General features: G+C 66.8%; 17 protein-coding genes. 10 read left to right on the top strand and 7 right to left on the bottom strand.

Annotated elements, in window-relative coordinates; translation table 11 throughout:
• Position 1: 1 nt before the first annotated feature.
• From EDC62_RS07840 to EDC62_RS07815, 6 genes are all read right to left on the bottom strand, one after another.
• Positions 2–622: a lysophospholipid acyltransferase family protein gene (locus tag EDC62_RS07840; RefSeq protein ID WP_124222375.1), complete on the bottom strand. Its 621-nt coding sequence runs from the start codon at positions 620–622 to the stop codon at positions 2–4.
• Entirely contained in the window at positions 619–1,365 is a 747-nt protein-coding gene (locus tag EDC62_RS07835) for a transglycosylase domain-containing protein (RefSeq protein ID WP_124222373.1), read from the bottom strand. The genes EDC62_RS07840 and EDC62_RS07835 overlap by 4 nt, the downstream gene beginning before the upstream one ends.
• Before the next feature lie 27 nt (positions 1,366–1,392).
• Entirely contained in the window at positions 1,393–2,265 is an 873-nt protein-coding gene (gene aroE / locus EDC62_RS07830) for a shikimate dehydrogenase (protein WP_124222372.1), read from the bottom strand.
• Entirely contained in the window at positions 2,262–3,128 is an 867-nt protein-coding gene (locus tag EDC62_RS07825) for a cell envelope integrity TolA family protein (RefSeq protein WP_124222370.1), read from the bottom strand. The genes aroE and EDC62_RS07825 overlap by 4 nt, the downstream gene beginning before the upstream one ends.
• The gene (locus EDC62_RS07820) at positions 3,128–5,245 is read right to left on the bottom strand and encodes a ribonuclease catalytic domain-containing protein (protein ID WP_124222368.1); all 2,118 of its coding nucleotides are present in this window, start codon (positions 5,243–5,245) and stop codon (positions 3,128–3,130) included. The genes EDC62_RS07825 and EDC62_RS07820 overlap by 1 nt, the downstream gene beginning before the upstream one ends.
• A gap of 197 nt (positions 5,246–5,442) precedes the next feature.
• Entirely contained in the window at positions 5,443–6,054 is a 612-nt protein-coding gene (locus tag EDC62_RS07815; RefSeq protein ID WP_124222366.1) for a YqiA/YcfP family alpha/beta fold hydrolase, read from the bottom strand.
• Between the two features lie 46 nt (positions 6,055–6,100).
• On the opposite strand from EDC62_RS07815, the gene rodA reads away from it, so the two are divergent.
• The 4 genes from rodA (at position 6,101) to EDC62_RS07795 (ending at position 10,574) form a co-directional block, all read left to right on the top strand.
• Positions 6,101–7,255, top strand: coding sequence for a rod shape-determining protein RodA (gene rodA / locus EDC62_RS07810; RefSeq protein WP_124222364.1), 1,155 nt, complete (start codon positions 6,101–6,103; stop codon positions 7,253–7,255).
• A 96-nt stretch (positions 7,256–7,351) separates the two neighbouring features.
• Positions 7,352–8,812, top strand: a complete 1,461-nt coding sequence (gene tldD, locus EDC62_RS07805; RefSeq protein WP_124222362.1) for a metalloprotease TldD — start codon at positions 7,352–7,354, stop codon at positions 8,810–8,812.
• Positions 8,813–9,028: 216 nt separating this feature from the next.
• Positions 9,029–10,159 carry a 3-deoxy-7-phosphoheptulonate synthase gene (locus EDC62_RS07800; protein WP_124222360.1) on the top strand — a complete coding sequence of 377 codons (1,131 nt, stop codon included), beginning with the start codon at positions 9,029–9,031 and terminating at the stop codon, positions 10,157–10,159.
• 103 nt (positions 10,160–10,262) lie between these two features.
• Positions 10,263–10,574, top strand: a complete 312-nt coding sequence (locus tag EDC62_RS07795; protein WP_124222358.1) for a hypothetical protein — start codon at positions 10,263–10,265, stop codon at positions 10,572–10,574.
• 61 nt (positions 10,575–10,635) lie between these two features.
• Here the strand turns inward: EDC62_RS07795 and mpl are convergent, their stop codons facing one another.
• On the bottom strand, positions 10,636–12,057 hold the full coding sequence (gene mpl / locus EDC62_RS07790; protein WP_124222356.1) for a UDP-N-acetylmuramate:L-alanyl-gamma-D-glutamyl-meso-diaminopimelate ligase: 1,422 nt from the start codon (positions 12,055–12,057) through the stop codon (positions 10,636–10,638).
• Between the two features lie 113 nt (positions 12,058–12,170).
• On the opposite strand from mpl, the gene EDC62_RS07785 reads away from it, so the two are divergent.
• From EDC62_RS07785 to EDC62_RS13065, 6 genes are all read left to right on the top strand, one after another.
• Complete coding sequence (locus EDC62_RS07785) at positions 12,171–12,767, top strand: hypothetical protein (protein ID WP_124222354.1); 597 nt, start codon at positions 12,171–12,173, stop codon at positions 12,765–12,767.
• Positions 12,760–13,344, top strand: a complete 585-nt coding sequence (locus tag EDC62_RS07780; RefSeq protein WP_124222352.1) for a TlpA family protein disulfide reductase — start codon at positions 12,760–12,762, stop codon at positions 13,342–13,344. The genes EDC62_RS07785 and EDC62_RS07780 overlap by 8 nt, the downstream gene beginning before the upstream one ends.
• Positions 13,345–13,480: 136 nt before the next feature.
• Complete coding sequence (accB, locus tag EDC62_RS07775) at positions 13,481–13,948, top strand: acetyl-CoA carboxylase biotin carboxyl carrier protein (protein ID WP_124222351.1); 468 nt, start codon at positions 13,481–13,483, stop codon at positions 13,946–13,948.
• A 15-nt stretch (positions 13,949–13,963) separates the two neighbouring features.
• Positions 13,964–15,328 (top strand): acetyl-CoA carboxylase biotin carboxylase subunit, encoded by a 1,365-nt coding sequence (gene accC, locus EDC62_RS07770; RefSeq protein ID WP_124222349.1) that lies wholly within the window; start codon positions 13,964–13,966, stop codon positions 15,326–15,328.
• A 68-nt stretch (positions 15,329–15,396) separates the two neighbouring features.
• Positions 15,397–16,278 (top strand): 50S ribosomal protein L11 methyltransferase, encoded by an 882-nt coding sequence (gene prmA / locus EDC62_RS07765; protein ID WP_124222347.1) that lies wholly within the window; start codon positions 15,397–15,399, stop codon positions 16,276–16,278.
• A gap of 48 nt (positions 16,279–16,326) precedes the next feature.
• The coding region (locus tag EDC62_RS13065; RefSeq protein ID WP_281273845.1) for a zinc-ribbon domain-containing protein at positions 16,327–16,666 on the top strand (340 nt) is incomplete at its 3' end.

Raw genomic sequence — 16,666 nt, 5'->3', positions numbered from 1 at the left:
TTCAGGTCTGTCGAAGCGCGATCACCGCGGCGCGGGCGCGTTCGAGAAAGGCGGCGCGATCTTCGCCCGGCTCCAGCCGGATGGGCGGCCCGAAAGTGACGGAACACAACACCGGCACGGGAACGAATTCGCCTTTGGGCATGAGTCGCTGCACATTGTCGATCCAGGTGGGCACCAGGACGACATCGGGGAAACGCAGGGCCAGGCTATAGAGGCCAGCTTTGAACGGCTGCGGCTCTGCGCCATGGCCCCGCGTGCCTTCGGGGAAGAGAATGAGCGAATCCCCTTTTTCGAGGGCTTCGATCAGCGGGGCCAAGGGGTCTTCGTCGCCCCGACGCTCGCGGTCGACATACACCGCGTGGAAGACTTCGGTGGTGATCCACTTTCGAAACCGCGTCTTCGTCCAGTAGTCCTTCGCGGCGATTGGACGCGTGATGGCGCGCAGCTCCTCGGGCAGCGCGGCCCAGATCAGCACGAGGTCGGCGTGGCTTTGGTGGTTGGCGAAGTAAATGCGTTGCTCGGCCTTCGGCGGACAGCCGACCCAACGTGCCTGGGCCCCGGTCAGCAGGCGAACGAGGCCGAGCAGGAAGCCGCCGACCAGGCGCGCAAGCAGGCGGTTCATGGGAGCTCCACGGCCGGCATACGGCCCAAAATGATTTCGGCGCGGTGGCTCAGGTAGGCCGATTGGGGGAGCTTCTCGAAATACTTGGGGCGCGGCAGCATCACGGCGAGGCGCGCGGCCTCCCATGCGCTGAGCTGGGCTGCCGACTTGCGGTAGTAGTGCTGGGCGGCGGCCTCGGCCCCGAAAATGCCCTCGCCCCATTCGACGTGGTTGAGGTAGATCTCGAGGATGCGTTGTTTGCTGAGGAAGGCCTCGAGCATCAGCGTCAGCACAAACTCCTGTCCTTTGCGCAGCAAGGTGCGCTCGCCCGAGAGCAATAAATTCTTCGCCAGCTGCTGCGTGATGGTGGAGCCGCCGACGATCTTGGGCGTGGGCGCCCCGCGGGCGGCGCGGGCGGCGCGGGCGAGCGCGGAGCGGTGTGCTGCAGCGGCTTCGGCTTGGGCGTTTTTCTCCCAGGCTTTCTCGAGCGCTTCCCAGTCCACGCCCTCGTGGTTGACGAAGTCGGCGTCCTCGCTGGCGATGACGGCGCGCTTGAGGGTATCGGAGATCCGCGCGTACGGCACCCAGCGCTGGCTCCAGCGCAGGCGGTCCTTCTGGGTCAGGAGCCGCCAGGCTTCCGAGCGCTCGAAGGTCGTGGACTCGGGGTTGACCACCGCCAGGGTCGCGATGCGCGCCAAAAAGAACAGCTGCAGGCCGAGCGCGGACAGCGCGACCCACAGCACCCAACGCGAGAAGAATTTCATCACTGCCACCCGCTGCGACTCAGCCTCTCAGTCGGGCGTGCGCGCCGCGCGCGCCTCTTCGTCGAGCCGCGCGCGCAGTTCGGCGAGTACCGACGCCGTCGGCGGCCGCACGCCGCGCCAGCGCGCAAACGCCTCTGCGGCTTGTTCCACCAGCATGCCGAGACCGTCGCGGGTGCGGGCGCCGTGCCGCTCGGCCCAAGCCAGGAAGGCACGCGCCGCCGGGCCGTACATCATGTCGAGCACCAGCGCTTCGGGGCGCAGCACCGTCGCATCCACGGGGGATGTGGCCCCGGCGAGGCTGCTGGACGTCGCATTGATCACGAGGTCGAAGCCGCTGGCCAGCCGGGCCGCGTCGGTGGCGCACGCGAGCAGTTCGGTGCCGCCAGCTGCTGCAAGGGCAGCATGCCGGTCGACGAGTTCCTGTGCCCGCCCGACGGTGCGATTGGCAACGACCAGCCGGCGGGGTCGCTCGCGCAGCAGCGGCCCCAGCACGCCGGCCGCGGCGCCGCCCGCGCCGATGAGCAGCAGATCGCGGCCCGCCAGCGTCTCGCCGGCGTTGCGCGTCAGGTCGGCAACGAGGCCTGCGCCGTCGGTGTTGTCCGCGACGATGCGCTCGCCGTCGAAGCTCAGCGTGTTGGCTGCACCCGCCAACGCCACGGCGGGGCTGCGCTCGTGCGCGAGGGCTGCGGCTTCGTGTTTGAACGGCACGGTGACGTTACAGCCACGCAGGCCTTGCGCGCGCAGCTGAGTCAGCGTCTGCGCGAACCCGTCGAGCGGGGCGAGCACTGCCTCGTACACGATGGGCTCGCCCGTGAGCTGTGCAAAGCGGGCATGGATCCAGGGCGAACGACTGTGGGCCACGGGATGGCCGACGACGGCATAACGATCGGGTGGGTTCATTGCTCGCGCAGTTTGGTCTCGAGCGTGTCTTCGCGCGTGAACTTGAAGCGCGAGACGACGACGATTTGGTCGCTCTTGCGGCGCATTTCCGGCGAAAAGCGGCCGAATGGCCCGGCTTCTCGGGCGATGGCCTCGGCACGGCGATCCAGGGCTCGGTTGCCGGAACTCTCGACGACCTCGGTTCGTACCACGCGACCCTGTTGGTCGACCGTGACGATCATCGTCAATTCGCCATAGAGTTTCTGGCCGGCCAGTTCGGGGAAGTTCTCGGTACCTTTGTCTTCGATCTTCCGGCGCAGGCGGTCGTAGTACACCGCGTATTCGGCCTCACGGGTCGAGGGGCTGATGAAGCGCTTGCGCGGCCGGGCGTTTTCCTGGTTGATGCGGCGCTCGATTTCAGCCAGCAGTTGCAGCAGTTGGCGGCGCCGCTCCTCGATGGCCCGGTCGGCGGTGTCTGCCTGGTCGGCCGGCGCGCGCGGCATGTTGAGGCTGTCGAGCTGGCGGCGGATTTCGGCCATGAGCTGCTGCTGCCGCTGCTGCAAGGCTTCGATGCGCTTTTGCTCTTCTTCGGCGTCGTCCCCGAGTTCGGTCAACGCCGACGCCGGGGTTGGCGTGGTGGCGCGGCCGCGCTCGGCGTCTCCGCCGCCGGCGAGCGCGTGTTGCGCAATGGCTTGCGCGTGACGCGGGTCGGGCTTCTCGGTGCTCTTCGCGTTGACGAGGATGACTTCGAGCGGCGTGTCCTCGAACAGGCGGTCGAAGCGCTCGGGGTCGACGAAGCGGATCGTGAGCAGCACGCCATGCACGAGCACGGACGCGAGCAGTGCCCAGTGCAAGGTGTCGAGGCGTCGAAGCAGATCCGGCATCACGGCGTGTCGGGCTCCGTTTCGTTGGCGATGGCGTTCCCGGCGGGCGGCTCGGCCGCGGGCTCTTCGACCTCGAGCGCGATGGCGATCGGGCCGGCGGCGACCTCGGCCTCTAAACCATCTTCTTCGCCCTCGTCTTCGGCCTCGGCGAGTGCCGCCCCGTCGGGTGCGGCGTCGAGCCGCTCGAGCACGGTCGCGTTCACATCGAGCGTGATCTCGTCGATGGCGCCAAGTTTGACGCGTACCCGCGCGCCGCGCTCGAGCGCACCGCCGCCGAGCGTCGTGAACACCAGCGGCAGCGCGTCGGCACGGGCCAGCCAGACACCGCCGCCGTTGTCGCGCAGCAACGTGGCTTCGAGTTCCGTGATCTGGTTTTGCTCGAGGTATTTGAGCGTCCAGAAACGCTCCATCGCGGCCTGGTAGCCGTTGTAGGCGCTGTAGGCGGCGTCAAAGGCGCTGATGATGGAAAACAGCTCGGCATCCTTGGGCTTGAACGGCGCGGCCAGCGCGGCGGTGCGACCGTGGCGGGCACAAGCGATGATTTGCCACTGGTTGACGAGGTCGGTGTAGCGACGCAGCGGCGAGGTGCTCCACGCATACGCCGGCACACCCAGGCCGGCATGCGGCAGCGCCTTGGTACCCATGCGCACCTTGACACCAGGCGCCATCGAGGCCTGGCTGCGGTAGATCGCGGGCACGCCGAGTTCGGCCAGCCACTGGCCCCAGGTGCTGTTGGCCAGGATCATGGCCTCGGCCACGATCAGGTCGAGCGGCGCGCCGCGTTTGCGCGGCGTGATGTCCACCCGCTCCTCGCCGGTGGGGACGGCACCGTCGTTGCCGATCAGCCGGAAGGTGTAATCCGGCCGGTTGAAGTTCTCGGGCTTGCCGCGCACCTGCTCGCGGCCGGCCTTGAGGTGCTGCGCCAGTCGATATAAAAATGAGAGCGTCGAGTGACCGATTGACGCCGGCGTTACCGGGTTTTCTTTCGAAATCTCGGGGTTTTCCAGCCACTCGGCGGTGACGACCGCATCGAGCTGGTCGTGGCGCAGGTTGGCGACGATGGGCACGCGCTCGAGTCGGGTTTCATGGCCCTCGATCGCCAGCGTCGCCTCGTCGACGGTCACGTAGAGCGACACCGCCGGCACCGCGCGCCCTTCGGAGAGCGTATAGGCCTGCACCACGGCCTCGGGCAGCATGGTGATCTTGTAGCCGGGCATGTAGACGGTGGACAGGCGGCTGCGACCGAGCTGGTCGAGCGCGCTGCCCGGCGTGATCGCCAGGCCCGGTGCGGCGATGTGGATGCCCACCGTGACCTTGCCGCTGCCCAAGCCCTGCACCGAGAGCGCGTCGTCGATTTCGGTGGTGTGCGAGTCGTCGATCGAATAGGCCTCGACGCCCTCGGCGAGCGGCAACTCCTCGGCGATCGCCGGCGCCTGAACCTCGGGAAAGCCCGTCCCCTTGGGGAAGTGCTCGAACAGAAAGCGCTGCCAGTGGAATTCGTAGGGCGAGGCGATGGCGCCGGCCGCTTGCAGCAGCGCCAGCGGCGAGCGCTGCGTCTGCCGTGCGGCTTCGACCACGGCTTTGTACTCGGGCGCGTTCTTGTCGGGCCGGAAGAGGATTTTGTAGAGCTGGCTGCGGATCGGCTCGGGGCAGCGGCCGGCGGCGAGTTCAGCGGCCCAGGCTTCGATTTGCGCGGCGACCTGCTTCTTCTTCTCGATGGCGGCGAGCGCCTGCTGCAACACCTCGGCGCTGGCCTTGCGAAAACGCCCTTTGCCGGCGCGGCGGAAATAGTGCGGCGCTTCGAACAGCCGCAGCAAGGTCGCCGCGCGCTCGACCACCGTAGCCTGGGCGCTGAAATATTCCTGTGCCAGGTCGGCGTAGCCGAACTCGTCCTCAGGGGCGAATTCCCAGGCCAGATCGAGCTCGATCTGCGCCGCCAGCGCCTGCGCCTGCGCCAGCAATTCGGCCGGTGCGGGCTTGTCGAACTTCAGCAGGATGTTATGCGCCTTGACCTTGACGCGTTTGCCGCTGTCGAGCTCGATTTGAGCCGAGCTTTCGGCTTCGGAGAGCACCCGACCGACGAGGAATTTGCCCGTGTCTTCAAACAATGCATGCATGGGGTCGGATTGTCCCAGCTTTCGGCGGCCAGTCGTCAGAGGCTGAGAGGGAATTGGGCGTGCCCGAAGGGGCGCCCCAAAACGCGCCCGAGTAGGCGCAAAGCACAGCCGTAGCTCGGGCTACGGCGCGCATTTGCAACGCCCTCTGGCGTGTTTTGGGGCGTCAAAGCGGGCATGACCAATTCCCTCTCAGCCTCTCAGTCGGCTGCGGGGTCTTGGCCGAGTCCGAAATGCGCGAGCAGCCGCGGCACCCGCGTCGGGAAATCGCTCAGGCCATGGTCGCCGCCGTCGATGAGCTCGACCTGGGCGGAGCCGTAGCGCGCGAACATCTCGCGCCAGTCGAGCACCTCGTCGCCTTTGGCGATGAAGACCAGATAACGCTCGGGCTGCTGCAACGCTCCCGGGTGGAGCGCGCGCAGTTCATCGACATATTCGGGTCGGAAGAACACACGCGCCTGCGGGTCCTGCCAGACGCTGTGCTCGCCGATGTAGGCTGCCAGATCGCGCTCGGGGTAGACGGCCGGGTTGATCAACGCAGCCCGGCAACCCAGGCGCTCGGCCACGACGGTCGCATAAAAACCGCCCAGCGAGGAGCCGACCACCCCCATGCGTGCGGCAGGCCAGTCGGCCACGCCCTCGAACACCTGGGCCAGCGCCTCGCGCGGTGAGGCGGGCAGGGCCGGGCACCACCAGTGCACGTCGGGGTGGTGCGCGCGCATCAGCGCCTCCAAATGCCGCGCCTTCGCCGATTGCGGCGAGGAGCGAAAGCCGTGCAGGTAGAGCAGATGGGTGATGGGCTCAGGACGCATGGACCACCATCATAGAGAGCCGCCGCAGCGTCGATAATTCGCGCCCATGGCCGCTGTTTTCGACCGCCCCCCTCTGTGGCAACGCCTCTCGCCGATGCTGCGCGGCTTCGATGGGCCGCTGGCGTTTGCCGTGTTCGTCCTCTGTGGCCTGGGGCTGCTTGCGATGTATTCCTCGGGCTACGACCACGGCACGCGCTTCGTCGACCACGCGCGCAACATGCTGCTGGCAGGCTTCATCATGTTCGTCGTGGCTCAGGTGCCGCCGCAGCGCCTCATGAGCGTGGCCGTGCCCCTCTACACGGTGGGCGTGGCGCTGCTCGTTGCGGTGGCGCTGTTCGGATTGACGAAGAAAGGCGCGCGCCGCTGGCTCAACGTCGGGGTGGTGATCCAGCCGAGCGAAATCATGAAAATCGCCATGCCCCTGATGCTCGCCTGGTGGTTCCAAAAGCGCGAGGGTGCCTTGCGGGCGGTGGACTTTCTCGTCGCCGGGCTGCTGCTGGTGGTGCCGGTCGGGCTCATCATGAAGCAGCCGGACCTGGGCACCGCGATGTTGGTGCTGGCCTCGGGCCTGTCGGTCATCTTCTTTGCGGGCTTGAGCTGGAAGCTGGTGCTGCCGCCGGTGCTGCTCGGTCTGGCCGGCGTGGCGGCGCTCGCGATTTTTGGTGACGACTGGTGTGCGGACGGCGTGCGCTGGCCGCTGTTGCACGACTATCAACAACAGCGCATCTGCACCTTGCTCGACCCCACGCGCGATCCGCTGGGCAAGGGCTTTCACATCATCCAGGGCATGATTGCCATTGGCTCGGGCGGCGTCACCGGCAAGGGCTTCATGCAGGGTACGCAAACGCACCTCGAATTCGTGCCCGAGCGCACGACCGACTTCATCTTCGCGGCGTTCAGCGAGGAATTCGGCCTGCTGGGAAATCTGGTGCTGATCTCGGCTTTTGCGGTGCTGATCCTGCGTGCGCTCTACATCGCAGCGCAGGCGCCCACGCTGTTTACCCGGCTGCTCGCAGGCGCCATCGCGGTGATGTTTTTCTCCTACGCCTTCGTCAACATGGGCATGGTCAGCGGCATCTTGCCGGTGGTCGGCGTGCCGCTGCCCTTCATCAGCTACGGCGGCACCGCCATGGTCACGCTCGGCTTGGCACTGGGCATGCTGATGTCCATCGCCCGCGCCAAGCGGCTCATGCCCTCCTGACGGGTGCTGAGTGAGGGGCGGATTTGGGGGCGGGTTCGGCGTCACCCGCAATTCCCTGCGCCGGGGCGGCGGGCCGCGGCTGCCTACAATGAAGCCATGATTTCGCGTGAACCCACCCTCGAGCGCCTGGCCACCGCGCAGGCGCTGCTGCTCGAACCGTTTGGCCTGACCGAGGCGCACCTGAGCCGCGCGCTCGCGGAGATCCGACTGCGTCAGGTGGACGACGCCGACCTATATTTCGAATACACCCGTTCCGAAGGCTGGAGCCTCGAAGAAGGCATCGTCAAGACCGGCAGCTTCAGCATCGACCAGGGCGTGGGCGTGCGGGCGGTCAGCGGCGAGAAAACCGCGTTTGCCTACTCGGACGACATCTCCGAGGCATCCCTGATGGATGCCGCCCGCACCGTGCGCTCGATCGCCCAGGCCGCGCAGAACCGGCGTGTGCGCACGCCAGCGCGCAAGGTGGCGCGCAGCCGCAAGCTTTATGGCCCGGTGGACCCCATCGGCACGCTGGATAGCAACGCCAAGGTGGCGCTGCTCGGGCGGGTGGAGCAGATGGCGCGCAGCCGCGACCCGCGTATCGTGCAGGTGATGGCTGGCCTCGCGGCGGAGTACGACGTGGTGCTCATCGCGCGCGCCGATGGCACGCTCGCCGCCGACGTGCGGCCGCTGGTACGGCTGTCGGTCTCGGTGATTGCCGAGCAGCAGGGCCGGCGGGAGTCGGGCTTTGCCGGCGGCGGCGGCCGGTTTGGCCTGGGCTACTTCGACGATGCGGTGCTTGCGCAGTATGTGGACGAGGCGGTCAGCGCCGCGCTCACCAATCTCGAGGCGCGTCCCGCGCCGGCGGGCGAGATGACCGTGGTGCTCGGCCCGGGCTGGCCCGGCATCCTGCTGCACGAGGCCATCGGCCACGGCCTCGAGGGCGATTTCAACCGCAAGGGCTCCAGCACCTTTTCCGGGCGCATCGGCCAGCGCGTGGCGGCCAAGGGCGTGACCGTGCTCGACGACGGCACCCTCGCCGACCGGCGCGGTTCGCTCAACGTGGATGACGAAGGCCATCCCACTCAGCGCACGGTGCTGATCGAGGACGGCATCCTCAAGGGCTACATCCAAGATGCCACGAACGCCCGCCTCATGGGCGTCAAGCCCACCGGCAACGGTCGCCGCGAGAGCTACGCCCATGTGCCGCTGCCGCGCATGACCAACACCTACATGCTCGGCGGCGCGCACGAGCCCGAGGAAATCGTCGCCAGCATCAAGCGCGGCCTCTACGCCACCAATTTCGGCGGCGGCCAGGTCGACATTACCAGCGGCAAGTTCGTCTTCAGCGCGAGCCAAGCCTACTGGGTGGAAAACGGCCGGATCCAATACCCGGTCAAGGGCGCGACGCTGGTGGGCAGCGGGCCCGACGTGCTCAAGCGCGTCTCCATGATCGGGCGCGACATGCGGCTCGACTCCGGCGTGGGTACCTGCGGCAAAGAAGGGCAGAGCGTGCCCGTGGGCGTGGGCCAGCCCACCCTGCGTATCGACGGGCTGACCGTGGGCGGCACCGCGTAAGCCTGGCTTCAAGATTCATGTGCTAAAGTTCCTCGCATGTTGTTGCGCTTCGCTTTTGGTTTTTACTTTTGGTTCTCTGTCCCCGGCGGACGAGAGGCGAACGCGTAAGCACCCCCAACCCCTCGAAAAAACCGCCGCAGCGTCACCGCCCGGCGGTTTTTTCTTGGCCGCTCACAACCTTCCCTCATCCCAACGTTCGATTCCAGGAGCCCTCCGATGACCCCCAAGCCTCAGGCCAGCACCGACGTCTGGTCGCCGCGTCCCGCCGACCGCACCAGCCAGACCGACGACCAACGCATCAAGGACATCACCGTGCTGCCGCCGCCCGAACACCTGATCCGCTTCTTCCCGATCAGCGGCACCCCCGTCGAGACACTGATCGCCAACACGCGTCGCCGCATCCACGACATCATGTCGGGCAAAGACGACCGGCTGCTGGTGGTCATCGGTCCGTGCTCCATCCACGACCCGGCCGCAGCCATCGACTACGCCCGCCGCCTCAAGGCCGAGCGCGAACGCCATGCCGACACGCTGGAAATCGTCATGCGGGTCTATTTCGAGAAGCCGCGCACGACGGTTGGCTGGAAGGGACTCATCAACGACCCCTACCTCGATGAGAGCTACCGCATCGACGAAGGCCTGCGCATCGCGCGCCAACTGCTCATCGAAATCAACCGCCTGGGGCTGCCGGCCGGTAGCGAGTTCCTCGACGTGATCAGCCCGCAGTACATCGGCGACCTCATCAGCTGGGGCGCCATCGGCGCGCGCACGACGGAGAGCCAGGTGCACCGCGAGCTCGCCTCGGGCCTGTCGGCGCCGATCGGCTTCAAAAACGGCACCGACGGCAACCTCAAGATCGCCATCGACGCCATCCAGGCCGCGGCGCGTCCGCACCATTTCCTCTCGGTGCACAAAAACGGCCAGGTCGCCATCGTGCGCACCAAGGGCAACAAGGATTGCCACGTCATCCTGCGCGGCGGCAAACACACCAACTACGACGCGGCCAGCGTCGCTGCGGCGTGCAAAGAGCTCGAAGCCGCAAAGCTCCACCCCTCGCTCATGGTCGATTGCAGCCACGCCAACAGCGCCAAGCAGCATGAGCGCCAGATCGAGGTGGCCCGCGACATCGCCGGCCAGCTCGCGGCCGGTTCGCGTCAGATCTTCGGCGTCATGGTCGAGAGCCATCTGCAGCCGGGCGCACAGAAATTCACCGCGGGCAAGGACGACGTCGCTGCGCTCGAGTATGGCAAGAGCATCACCGACGCCTGCCTCGGCTGGGCCGATTCGGTCGGCGTGCTCGACATGCTCGCCCAGGGTGTTCGGGCGAGGCGCAAACAGGCAAAATGAAGGCAACGCTGAATAGGTTCCCGCGATGGTGCGCGCCTGCAGCCGGGATGTGCGGCGCGCGAGGGACTTGTTCAGCGTTGCCTGAAGCCGTAGGAGAGCCACCATGTACCAAGGCCTTACGCTGATCGGCCCAGACGGCCAGGAATTTTTTTATGCGTCCGATGATCCGGCCTCGCTCACGCCCGAGGCGGCGCGCGCTTGGCTGGACGCCGCATTCATCGAACTCGACTGCGAGCCCCTGCGAGCCAGCGGCAAGGTTCTGCTGGCCGACAAGGTTCTCGCCATCGCGCAAGCCGCCGGTTCCACCCGTTGGACGGACCCGGCCTGGGGTCAGGCCTTTGCGCGCGCCGCTTGCGCCGCGCTCGGCCGTACCCGCGTGACCGTGGACCTGCGTGCGCAGTCGGTCACGTTCTGAGCCGATCAGCGCATTTTGCAGGCTTTCGCGCCGGATACCGGCGTGAAATGTCGATGTATTGCTATCGGATTTGCAGCGCTTCGATCAGCCTCTGGTGCACGCCGCCGAAGCTGCCATTGCTCATGCACAGGATGTGGTCGCCGGCGCGGGCGGCCTGGGTGACCTGCTGCACCAGCGTGGGCAGATCGTCGGCGACCTGCGCGCGGTCGCCCAGCGGTGCGAGTGCGGCGCGGGCGTCCCAGTCGAGGCCGCCGGCGTGGCAAAACGCGAGATCGGCGTCTTCGAGCGCCCAGGGCAGCTGGGCCTTCATCGTGCCGAGCTTCATGGTGTTGCTGCGCGGCTCGAACACCGCGAGGATGCGCGCCTGCGGTCCGATGCGACGCCGCAGGCCGTCGAGGGTGGTGCGCATGGCCGTGGGGTGGTGGGCGAAGTCGTCGTAGACGGTGATCGAACCGCCGTCGCGCGCCACGCGGCCGCGCACTTCCATGCGTCGGCGCACGTTGCCGAACTGCGCCAGTGCCTCGGCGGCTTGCGCGGCGCTCACCCCGACATGTTCGGCCGCGGCGATGGCAGCGAGCGCGTTGAGCTGGTTGTGCACACCGCTCAAGCCCCACTGCACCTGGCCCACGGGCTCGCCCCGACGCAACACCGTGAAGGCGTCGGGCTCGCCCTCGGCGGTGTAGTCGGCCACGGCGCTGCCGAAGCTGCGCAGCTCGCTCCAGCAGCCTTGGGCCAGCACCCGCTGCAGGCTTTCCTCCAGCGCGTTGTAGATGACGCGCCCGCTCGATGGCACGGTGCGGACGAGGTGGTGAAATTGACGCTCGATCGCGGCCAGATCTTCGAAGATGTCGGCATGATCGAACTCGAGGTTGTTCAGCACCGCCGTGCGCGGGCGGTAATGCACGAACTTGCTGCGTTTGTCGAAAAACGCGGTGTCGTACTCGTCGGCTTCGATCACGAACAGCGGTCGCTCGGCGGCCCCGCGCGGCGCCGCCGATGCGCCTGATGCGCCGAGCCGCGCCGAGGTGCCGAAGTTGAACGGTACGCCGCCGATGAGGAAGCCGGGCCGCAACCCCGCATGCTCGAGGATCCAGGCCAGCATGGAACTCGTCGTCGTCTTGCCGTGGGTGCCCGCCACCGCCAGCACATGGCGGCCCTGCAGCACGTGTTCGGAAAGCCACTGCGGGCCGCTGGTGTAGGGAGCGCCGGCGTCGAGGATCGCTTCCATCAGCGGGAACTTCGGCGTGCCATCGGGCAGCCGGGCGCGACTCACGACATTGCCGACCACGAACACGTCGGGGCGCAGCGCCATCTGGTCGGCACCGAAGCCCTCGATGAGATCGATGCCGAGTGCGCGCAGCTGGTCGCTCATCGGCGGGTAGACGCCGGCGTCACAGCCGGTGACGGTATGCCCGGCCTCGCGGGCGAGCGCGGCGAGGCCGCCCATGAAGGTGCCGCAAATACCGAGGATGTGAAGATGCATGGCAGGTCGTTCGTCAAACAGGTGGGAAAGCGCGGCGGCTGGAACTCGGGAGGGGCGCCGGTCGGGTCGCCTTACGCGCCCGCGGGTTTGTCGCCGGCCTCACAATCCGCGTGATGGACGCTATTTTGGATGAGCTGACCCGGGTCGCTGCCCGCCTGGTGGTCGAAGAGGGCCTGGATTACGCCTCGGCCAAGCAGCGGGCCGCCCGCTTGCTTCGTCTCGGAGCCCGCGCGACCTTACCCGACAATGCCGCGCTCGAAGACGCCGTGCGCGACTACCTCGAAGCGTTTTGCGGCGACACCCAGCCGCAGGAACTGCAGGCGCTGCGCAGCCTGGCCGCGCGCTGGATGGAACGCTTGGTCGAGTTTCGCCCTTATTTGGTCGGTGCCGTGTGGCAGGGAACGGCGACGCGCCATTCGGACGTCTGCCTGGAGTTGTTCTGCGACGACCCGAAGATGGCCGAAATCGCCTTGATCAACCAAGGCGTGCGGTTCGACGCCGGGGTCGCGACCGGTGTTCGGGGGGAGCCCATCGCGGCCCTGCGGGTCCAGGAGCGTGTGGCGGACTGGCCCGAACCGGTCGGCGTGCAGATGCTGATTTTTGATGCGGACGACCTGCGTCAACGCGCGCGTGTCGACGGCCGTGGGCGCACGCGCCGGGGCGACTTGGCGGCTGTCCGCGCCTGTTTGGAGAGAACGGACGATGCATGATTCAGCTTCGGATCGGGCCGCGGTGCCGTTGCGCCGCCGCTCCGTGGTGGCAACGGTCGGCGCGCTTGCGGCGCTGGCCGGGGCCGGGTTTGCCGCTTGGCGCTTGCGCCCTGGTGACGGGACGCTGGGGGCTGGGGTCGGGCCCGAGGCCACGTTCTGGCAGCAAACCTTCGAGCGGCCGGAGGGCGGTGAACTCGCGCTGGCGCAGTTCCGCGGGCGACGGCTGGTGCTCAATTTCTGGGCGACCTGGTGCCCTCCCTGTGTCGCGGAGCTGCCGCTGCTCGACGGGTTTTACCGCGCGCAACAGGCTCGTGGATGGGCGGTGGTCGGTCTGGCGATCGATCAGCCCAGCGCGGTGCGCGCCTTCTTGGCGCAGCGCCCGCTGAGCCTGCCCGTCGGTCTTGCCGGCTTCGGGGGCTCGGAACTGGCCAAGGCCTTGGGCAATGCCACGGGCGGCCTGCCGTACACGGTCGTGTTCGACCGGGACGGCGCGGTGCTGCAGCGTAAAATGGGCAAGCTCAGCCCCGACGACCTGGCCGCTTGGGCGCAACTCCCGGTCGACGCAAGCGCCCGCTGAGCGGAGGTTTGGCGGCGCGCCCAACCTTCTTCGGCTGAAGGCGCGGCATCCGTTCCCTGCTGTTCGGCGACGTTTGCCGAAGATCGTGCGAAATCGAGTACATTTGCGCACTTTGTCACAGAAAACTGGAGACGGTATGGATCTGCGCAAACTGAAGACACTGATCGATTTGGTTTCGGAGTCGAATGTTTCCGAACTCGAAATCACCGAAGCCGAAGGCAAGGTCCGCATCGTCAAGGCGCAGCCGCTCGCGCCGGTGGTCGCGGTGCCAGCGGCCCCGAGTGCGGCTCCAGCTTCGATCGTCGCGACCGCACCGGCGGCGCCCGCCGCAGCTCCGGCGGCCGCGGCCGAGCCCGCAGCGGCGCCCGCAGGGCATGTGGTCAAGTCGCCCATGGTCGGCACCTTCTACCGCGCCTCAAGCCCCGGGGCAGCGCCCTTCGTCGAGGTGGGCAGTGTCGTGAAAGAGGGCGACACCGTCGGGATCATCGAGGCCATGAAAATCCTCAACGAAATCGAGGCCGATTGCTCGGGAACGGTGGTGGAAATCCTCGTCGAAAACGGGCAGGCGGTCGAGTTTGGCCAGCCACTGATGGTCATTGCTTGAGCCGGGCGCCCCAGCATGTTCAAGAAAATTCTGGTCGCCAATCGCGGGGAGATCGCCTTGCGCATCCAGCGCGCCTGCCGCGAACTCGGCATTCGAGCGGTCATGGTGTATTCCGAGGCCGATCGCGACGCCAAGTACGTGAAGCTGGCCGATGAGGCGGTTTGCATCGGGCCAGCACCGGCCGCGCTCAGTTACCTCAACATGCCGGCCATCATCTCGGCCGCTGAGGTGACGGATGCCGAGGCCATCCACCCCGGATACGGTTTTTTGAGCGAAAACGCCGACTTCGCCGAGCGCGTCGAAAAGAGCGGGTTCCAGTTCATCGGCCCGACTGCCGATTCGATTCGGCTCATGGGCGACAAAGTCTCGGCCAAGCAGGCGATGATCCGCGCCGGCGTGCCCTGCGTTCCGGGATCGGACGGCGCATTGCCCGACGACCCGGCCGAGATCCGTCGGATTGCGAAAAGCATCGGCTATCCCGTGATCATCAAAGCGGCGGGCGGCGGTGGCGGACGCGGCATGCGGGTCGTGCACACCGAGGCGGCGCTCGTCAACGCCGTTCAGATGACCAAGGCCGAAGCCGGCGCGGCCTTCGGCAACCCCGCGGTTTACATGGAGAAGTTTCTCCAGAATCCGCGCCACATCGAAATCCAGATCCTCGCCGACAAATACAAGAACGCCGTCTATCTCGGTGAGCGCGACTGCTCGATGCAGCGCCGCCACCAAAAGGTCATTGAAGAAGCCCCGGCCCCCGACATTCCGCGTCGCTTGATCGAGCGCATCGGCGAGCGCTGTGTTGCCGCCGTCAAGAAAATCGGCTATCGCGGGGCAGGCACCTTCGAGTTCCTCTATGAGAATGGGGAGTTCTATTTCATCGAAATGAACACCCGCGTACAAGTCGAGCATCCGGTGACCGAACTCATCACCGGGATCGACATCGTGCGAACGCAGATCATGGTTGCTGCCGGGGCGAAACTGCCGTTCACGCAGCGACAGATCCAATTCCGGGGACACGCCATCGAGTGCCGGATCAACGCCGAGGATCCGTACCGGTTCATGCCCTCGCCAGGTCGGGTCACCATGTGGCATGCACCGGGAGGGCCGGGGGTTCGGGTCGACTCCCATGTTTACACGAACTACTTCGTTCCACCGAACTATGACTCGATGATCGGCAAAATCATCGTTCACGGTGACACTCGGGAACAGGCCATTGCACGCATGCAAACGGCCTTGCTCGAAACCGTCGTGGAAGGCATCCAAACCAATGTGCCGATGCATCGAGAGTTGCTCGTCGACGCGCGATTCATGGCAGGTGGGACGAACATTCACTATCTGGAAGAGTGGCTGGAGCAGCGCAGCGGCATCCGTCAAGCCCGCTGAAGGCCTGCCGATCGACCGGCCCACGCTTGTTTCCATTTTGAGCCGGTGTCCGCCGGCGAGCCGCTGCCATGTTTGAACTCATACTGACCTGCCCTGAGGACCATGTCGAGCTCCTCAGCGATGCCCTCGAGGCGCTCGACGCGCTCAGTGTCGCTGTCGAGGATGCGGACGCTGGCACGCCCGAGGAGCGGGCGCTCTTCGGCGAGCCTGGCCTGCCGCCACCCAGCGAAGCTTGGCAGCGCTCGCGCATCGCGTCCCTGTTTGCCGAGCGGCAGCAGGCAGAGCACGCCGCGGCCGTGCTGCGCGCGCAGGATTTTTTTGCAGCCTGCGAGATCGTCGGGGTGCGCGCCATCGCCGACCAGGACTGGGTCCGGCTCACGCAGTCCCAGTTCGAACCCGTATCCATCACCGATCGCTTCTGGATCGTGCCCACCTGGCACGAAGTACCTCCGCAAGCCCAGCGTGCGATCCGCCTTGACCCGGGCTTGGCTTTTGGCACCGGTACCCACCCCACCACCCGGATGTGCCTGCGGTGGATCGCGGCCCATGAAGGCGAGCTTGGACGGGTGATCGACTATGGCTGCGGTTCCGGCATTCTCGCCATTGCCGCGGCCATGCATGGCGCCACGCGGGTCGAAGCCGTCGATATCGACCCTGCAGCGATCGAGGCCACCCGCTTCAACGCCGAGTCCAATCGCGTCGAACTCATCGCGGGTGCGCCGGAGGCGGCAAGCGGACCCTATGAAACCGTCGTTGCGAATATCCTGGCCACGCCCCTCAAGGTTCTGGCACCCTTGCTGAGTCGGCTGGTCGCTCCGGGAGGCAATTTGGTTTTGGCAGGCATCTTGCAGCGCCAGGCCGACGAGCTGAAGGATGCCTATGCCCCCTACCTCTCACTGCACGTGGCTGACGAGGAAGACGGCTGGATCCTCATGACGGCACGGGCCTGAAGCAGAGCCAAGGGCGAGCGCATGCAGCAGGATCGGACGTCTGCACCGATGAGCAAGAGCCAGATGACTCAATGCCCGGCCTGCGGCACCTGCTTTCGGGTCGTCGCGGACCAGCTTCGCATCGCGGACGGTTGGGTTCGTTGCGGGCAATGCGGGGAAGCCTTCGATGCGCGCGCCCGTCTGAACGAAGTGACGCTCGTCGCCAGCGACGCGATCCCTGAACCGGATTCGCCGACGGGCGCACTCAGTTCCGTCCCGCACACCGCTTCTGAACCGAGTCCAAGCATCGGCGAGCCTGAGCCTGAGCCTGAGCCTGAGCCTGAGCCTGAGCCTGAGCCTGAGCCTGAGCCTGAGCCTGAGCCTGAGCCTGAGCCTGAGCCTGAGCCTG

The sequence above is a fragment of the Tibeticola sediminis genome, from assembly GCF_003843835.1.
Taxonomy (GTDB): Bacteria; Pseudomonadota; Gammaproteobacteria; order Burkholderiales; family Burkholderiaceae_C; genus Tibeticola; species Tibeticola sediminis.
The sequence above is the reverse complement of the archived record's forward strand: the minus strand, read 5'-3'. Positions and strand labels throughout refer to the sequence as shown.

Excerpts from the sequence above, each read along its gene's own strand:
- accB (WP_124222351.1), top strand. The coding sequence starts at position 13,481 with ATGGATCTGCGCAAACTGAAGACACTGATCGATTTGGTTTCGGAGTCG.
- prmA (WP_124222347.1), top strand. The coding sequence starts at position 15,397 with ATGTTTGAACTCATACTGACCTGCCCTGAGGACCATGTCGAGCTCCTC.
- tldD (WP_124222362.1), top strand. The coding sequence starts at position 7,352 with ATGATTTCGCGTGAACCCACCCTCGAGCGCCTGGCCACCGCGCAGGCG.
- EDC62_RS07835 (WP_124222373.1), bottom strand. The coding sequence starts at position 1,365 with ATGAAATTCTTCTCGCGTTGGGTGCTGTGGGTCGCGCTGTCCGCGCTC.
- mpl (WP_124222356.1), bottom strand. The coding sequence starts at position 12,057 with ATGCATCTTCACATCCTCGGTATTTGCGGCACCTTCATGGGCGGCCTC.
- EDC62_RS07820 (WP_124222368.1), bottom strand. The coding sequence starts at position 5,245 with ATGCATGCATTGTTTGAAGACACGGGCAAATTCCTCGTCGGTCGGGTG.
- EDC62_RS07840 (WP_124222375.1), bottom strand. The coding sequence starts at position 622 with ATGAACCGCCTGCTTGCGCGCCTGGTCGGCGGCTTCCTGCTCGGCCTC.
- EDC62_RS07795 (WP_124222358.1), top strand. The coding sequence starts at position 10,263 with ATGTACCAAGGCCTTACGCTGATCGGCCCAGACGGCCAGGAATTTTTT.
- accC (WP_124222349.1), top strand. The coding sequence starts at position 13,964 with ATGTTCAAGAAAATTCTGGTCGCCAATCGCGGGGAGATCGCCTTGCGC.
- aroE (WP_124222372.1), bottom strand. The coding sequence starts at position 2,265 with ATGAACCCACCCGATCGTTATGCCGTCGTCGGCCATCCCGTGGCCCAC.
- EDC62_RS07800 (WP_124222360.1), top strand. The coding sequence starts at position 9,029 with ATGACCCCCAAGCCTCAGGCCAGCACCGACGTCTGGTCGCCGCGTCCC.
- rodA (WP_124222364.1), top strand. The coding sequence starts at position 6,101 with ATGGCCGCTGTTTTCGACCGCCCCCCTCTGTGGCAACGCCTCTCGCCG.
- EDC62_RS07785 (WP_124222354.1), top strand. The coding sequence starts at position 12,171 with ATGGACGCTATTTTGGATGAGCTGACCCGGGTCGCTGCCCGCCTGGTG.
- EDC62_RS07780 (WP_124222352.1), top strand. The coding sequence starts at position 12,760 with ATGCATGATTCAGCTTCGGATCGGGCCGCGGTGCCGTTGCGCCGCCGC.
- EDC62_RS07815 (WP_124222366.1), bottom strand. The coding sequence starts at position 6,054 with ATGCGTCCTGAGCCCATCACCCATCTGCTCTACCTGCACGGCTTTCGC.
- EDC62_RS07825 (WP_124222370.1), bottom strand. The coding sequence starts at position 3,128 with ATGCCGGATCTGCTTCGACGCCTCGACACCTTGCACTGGGCACTGCTC.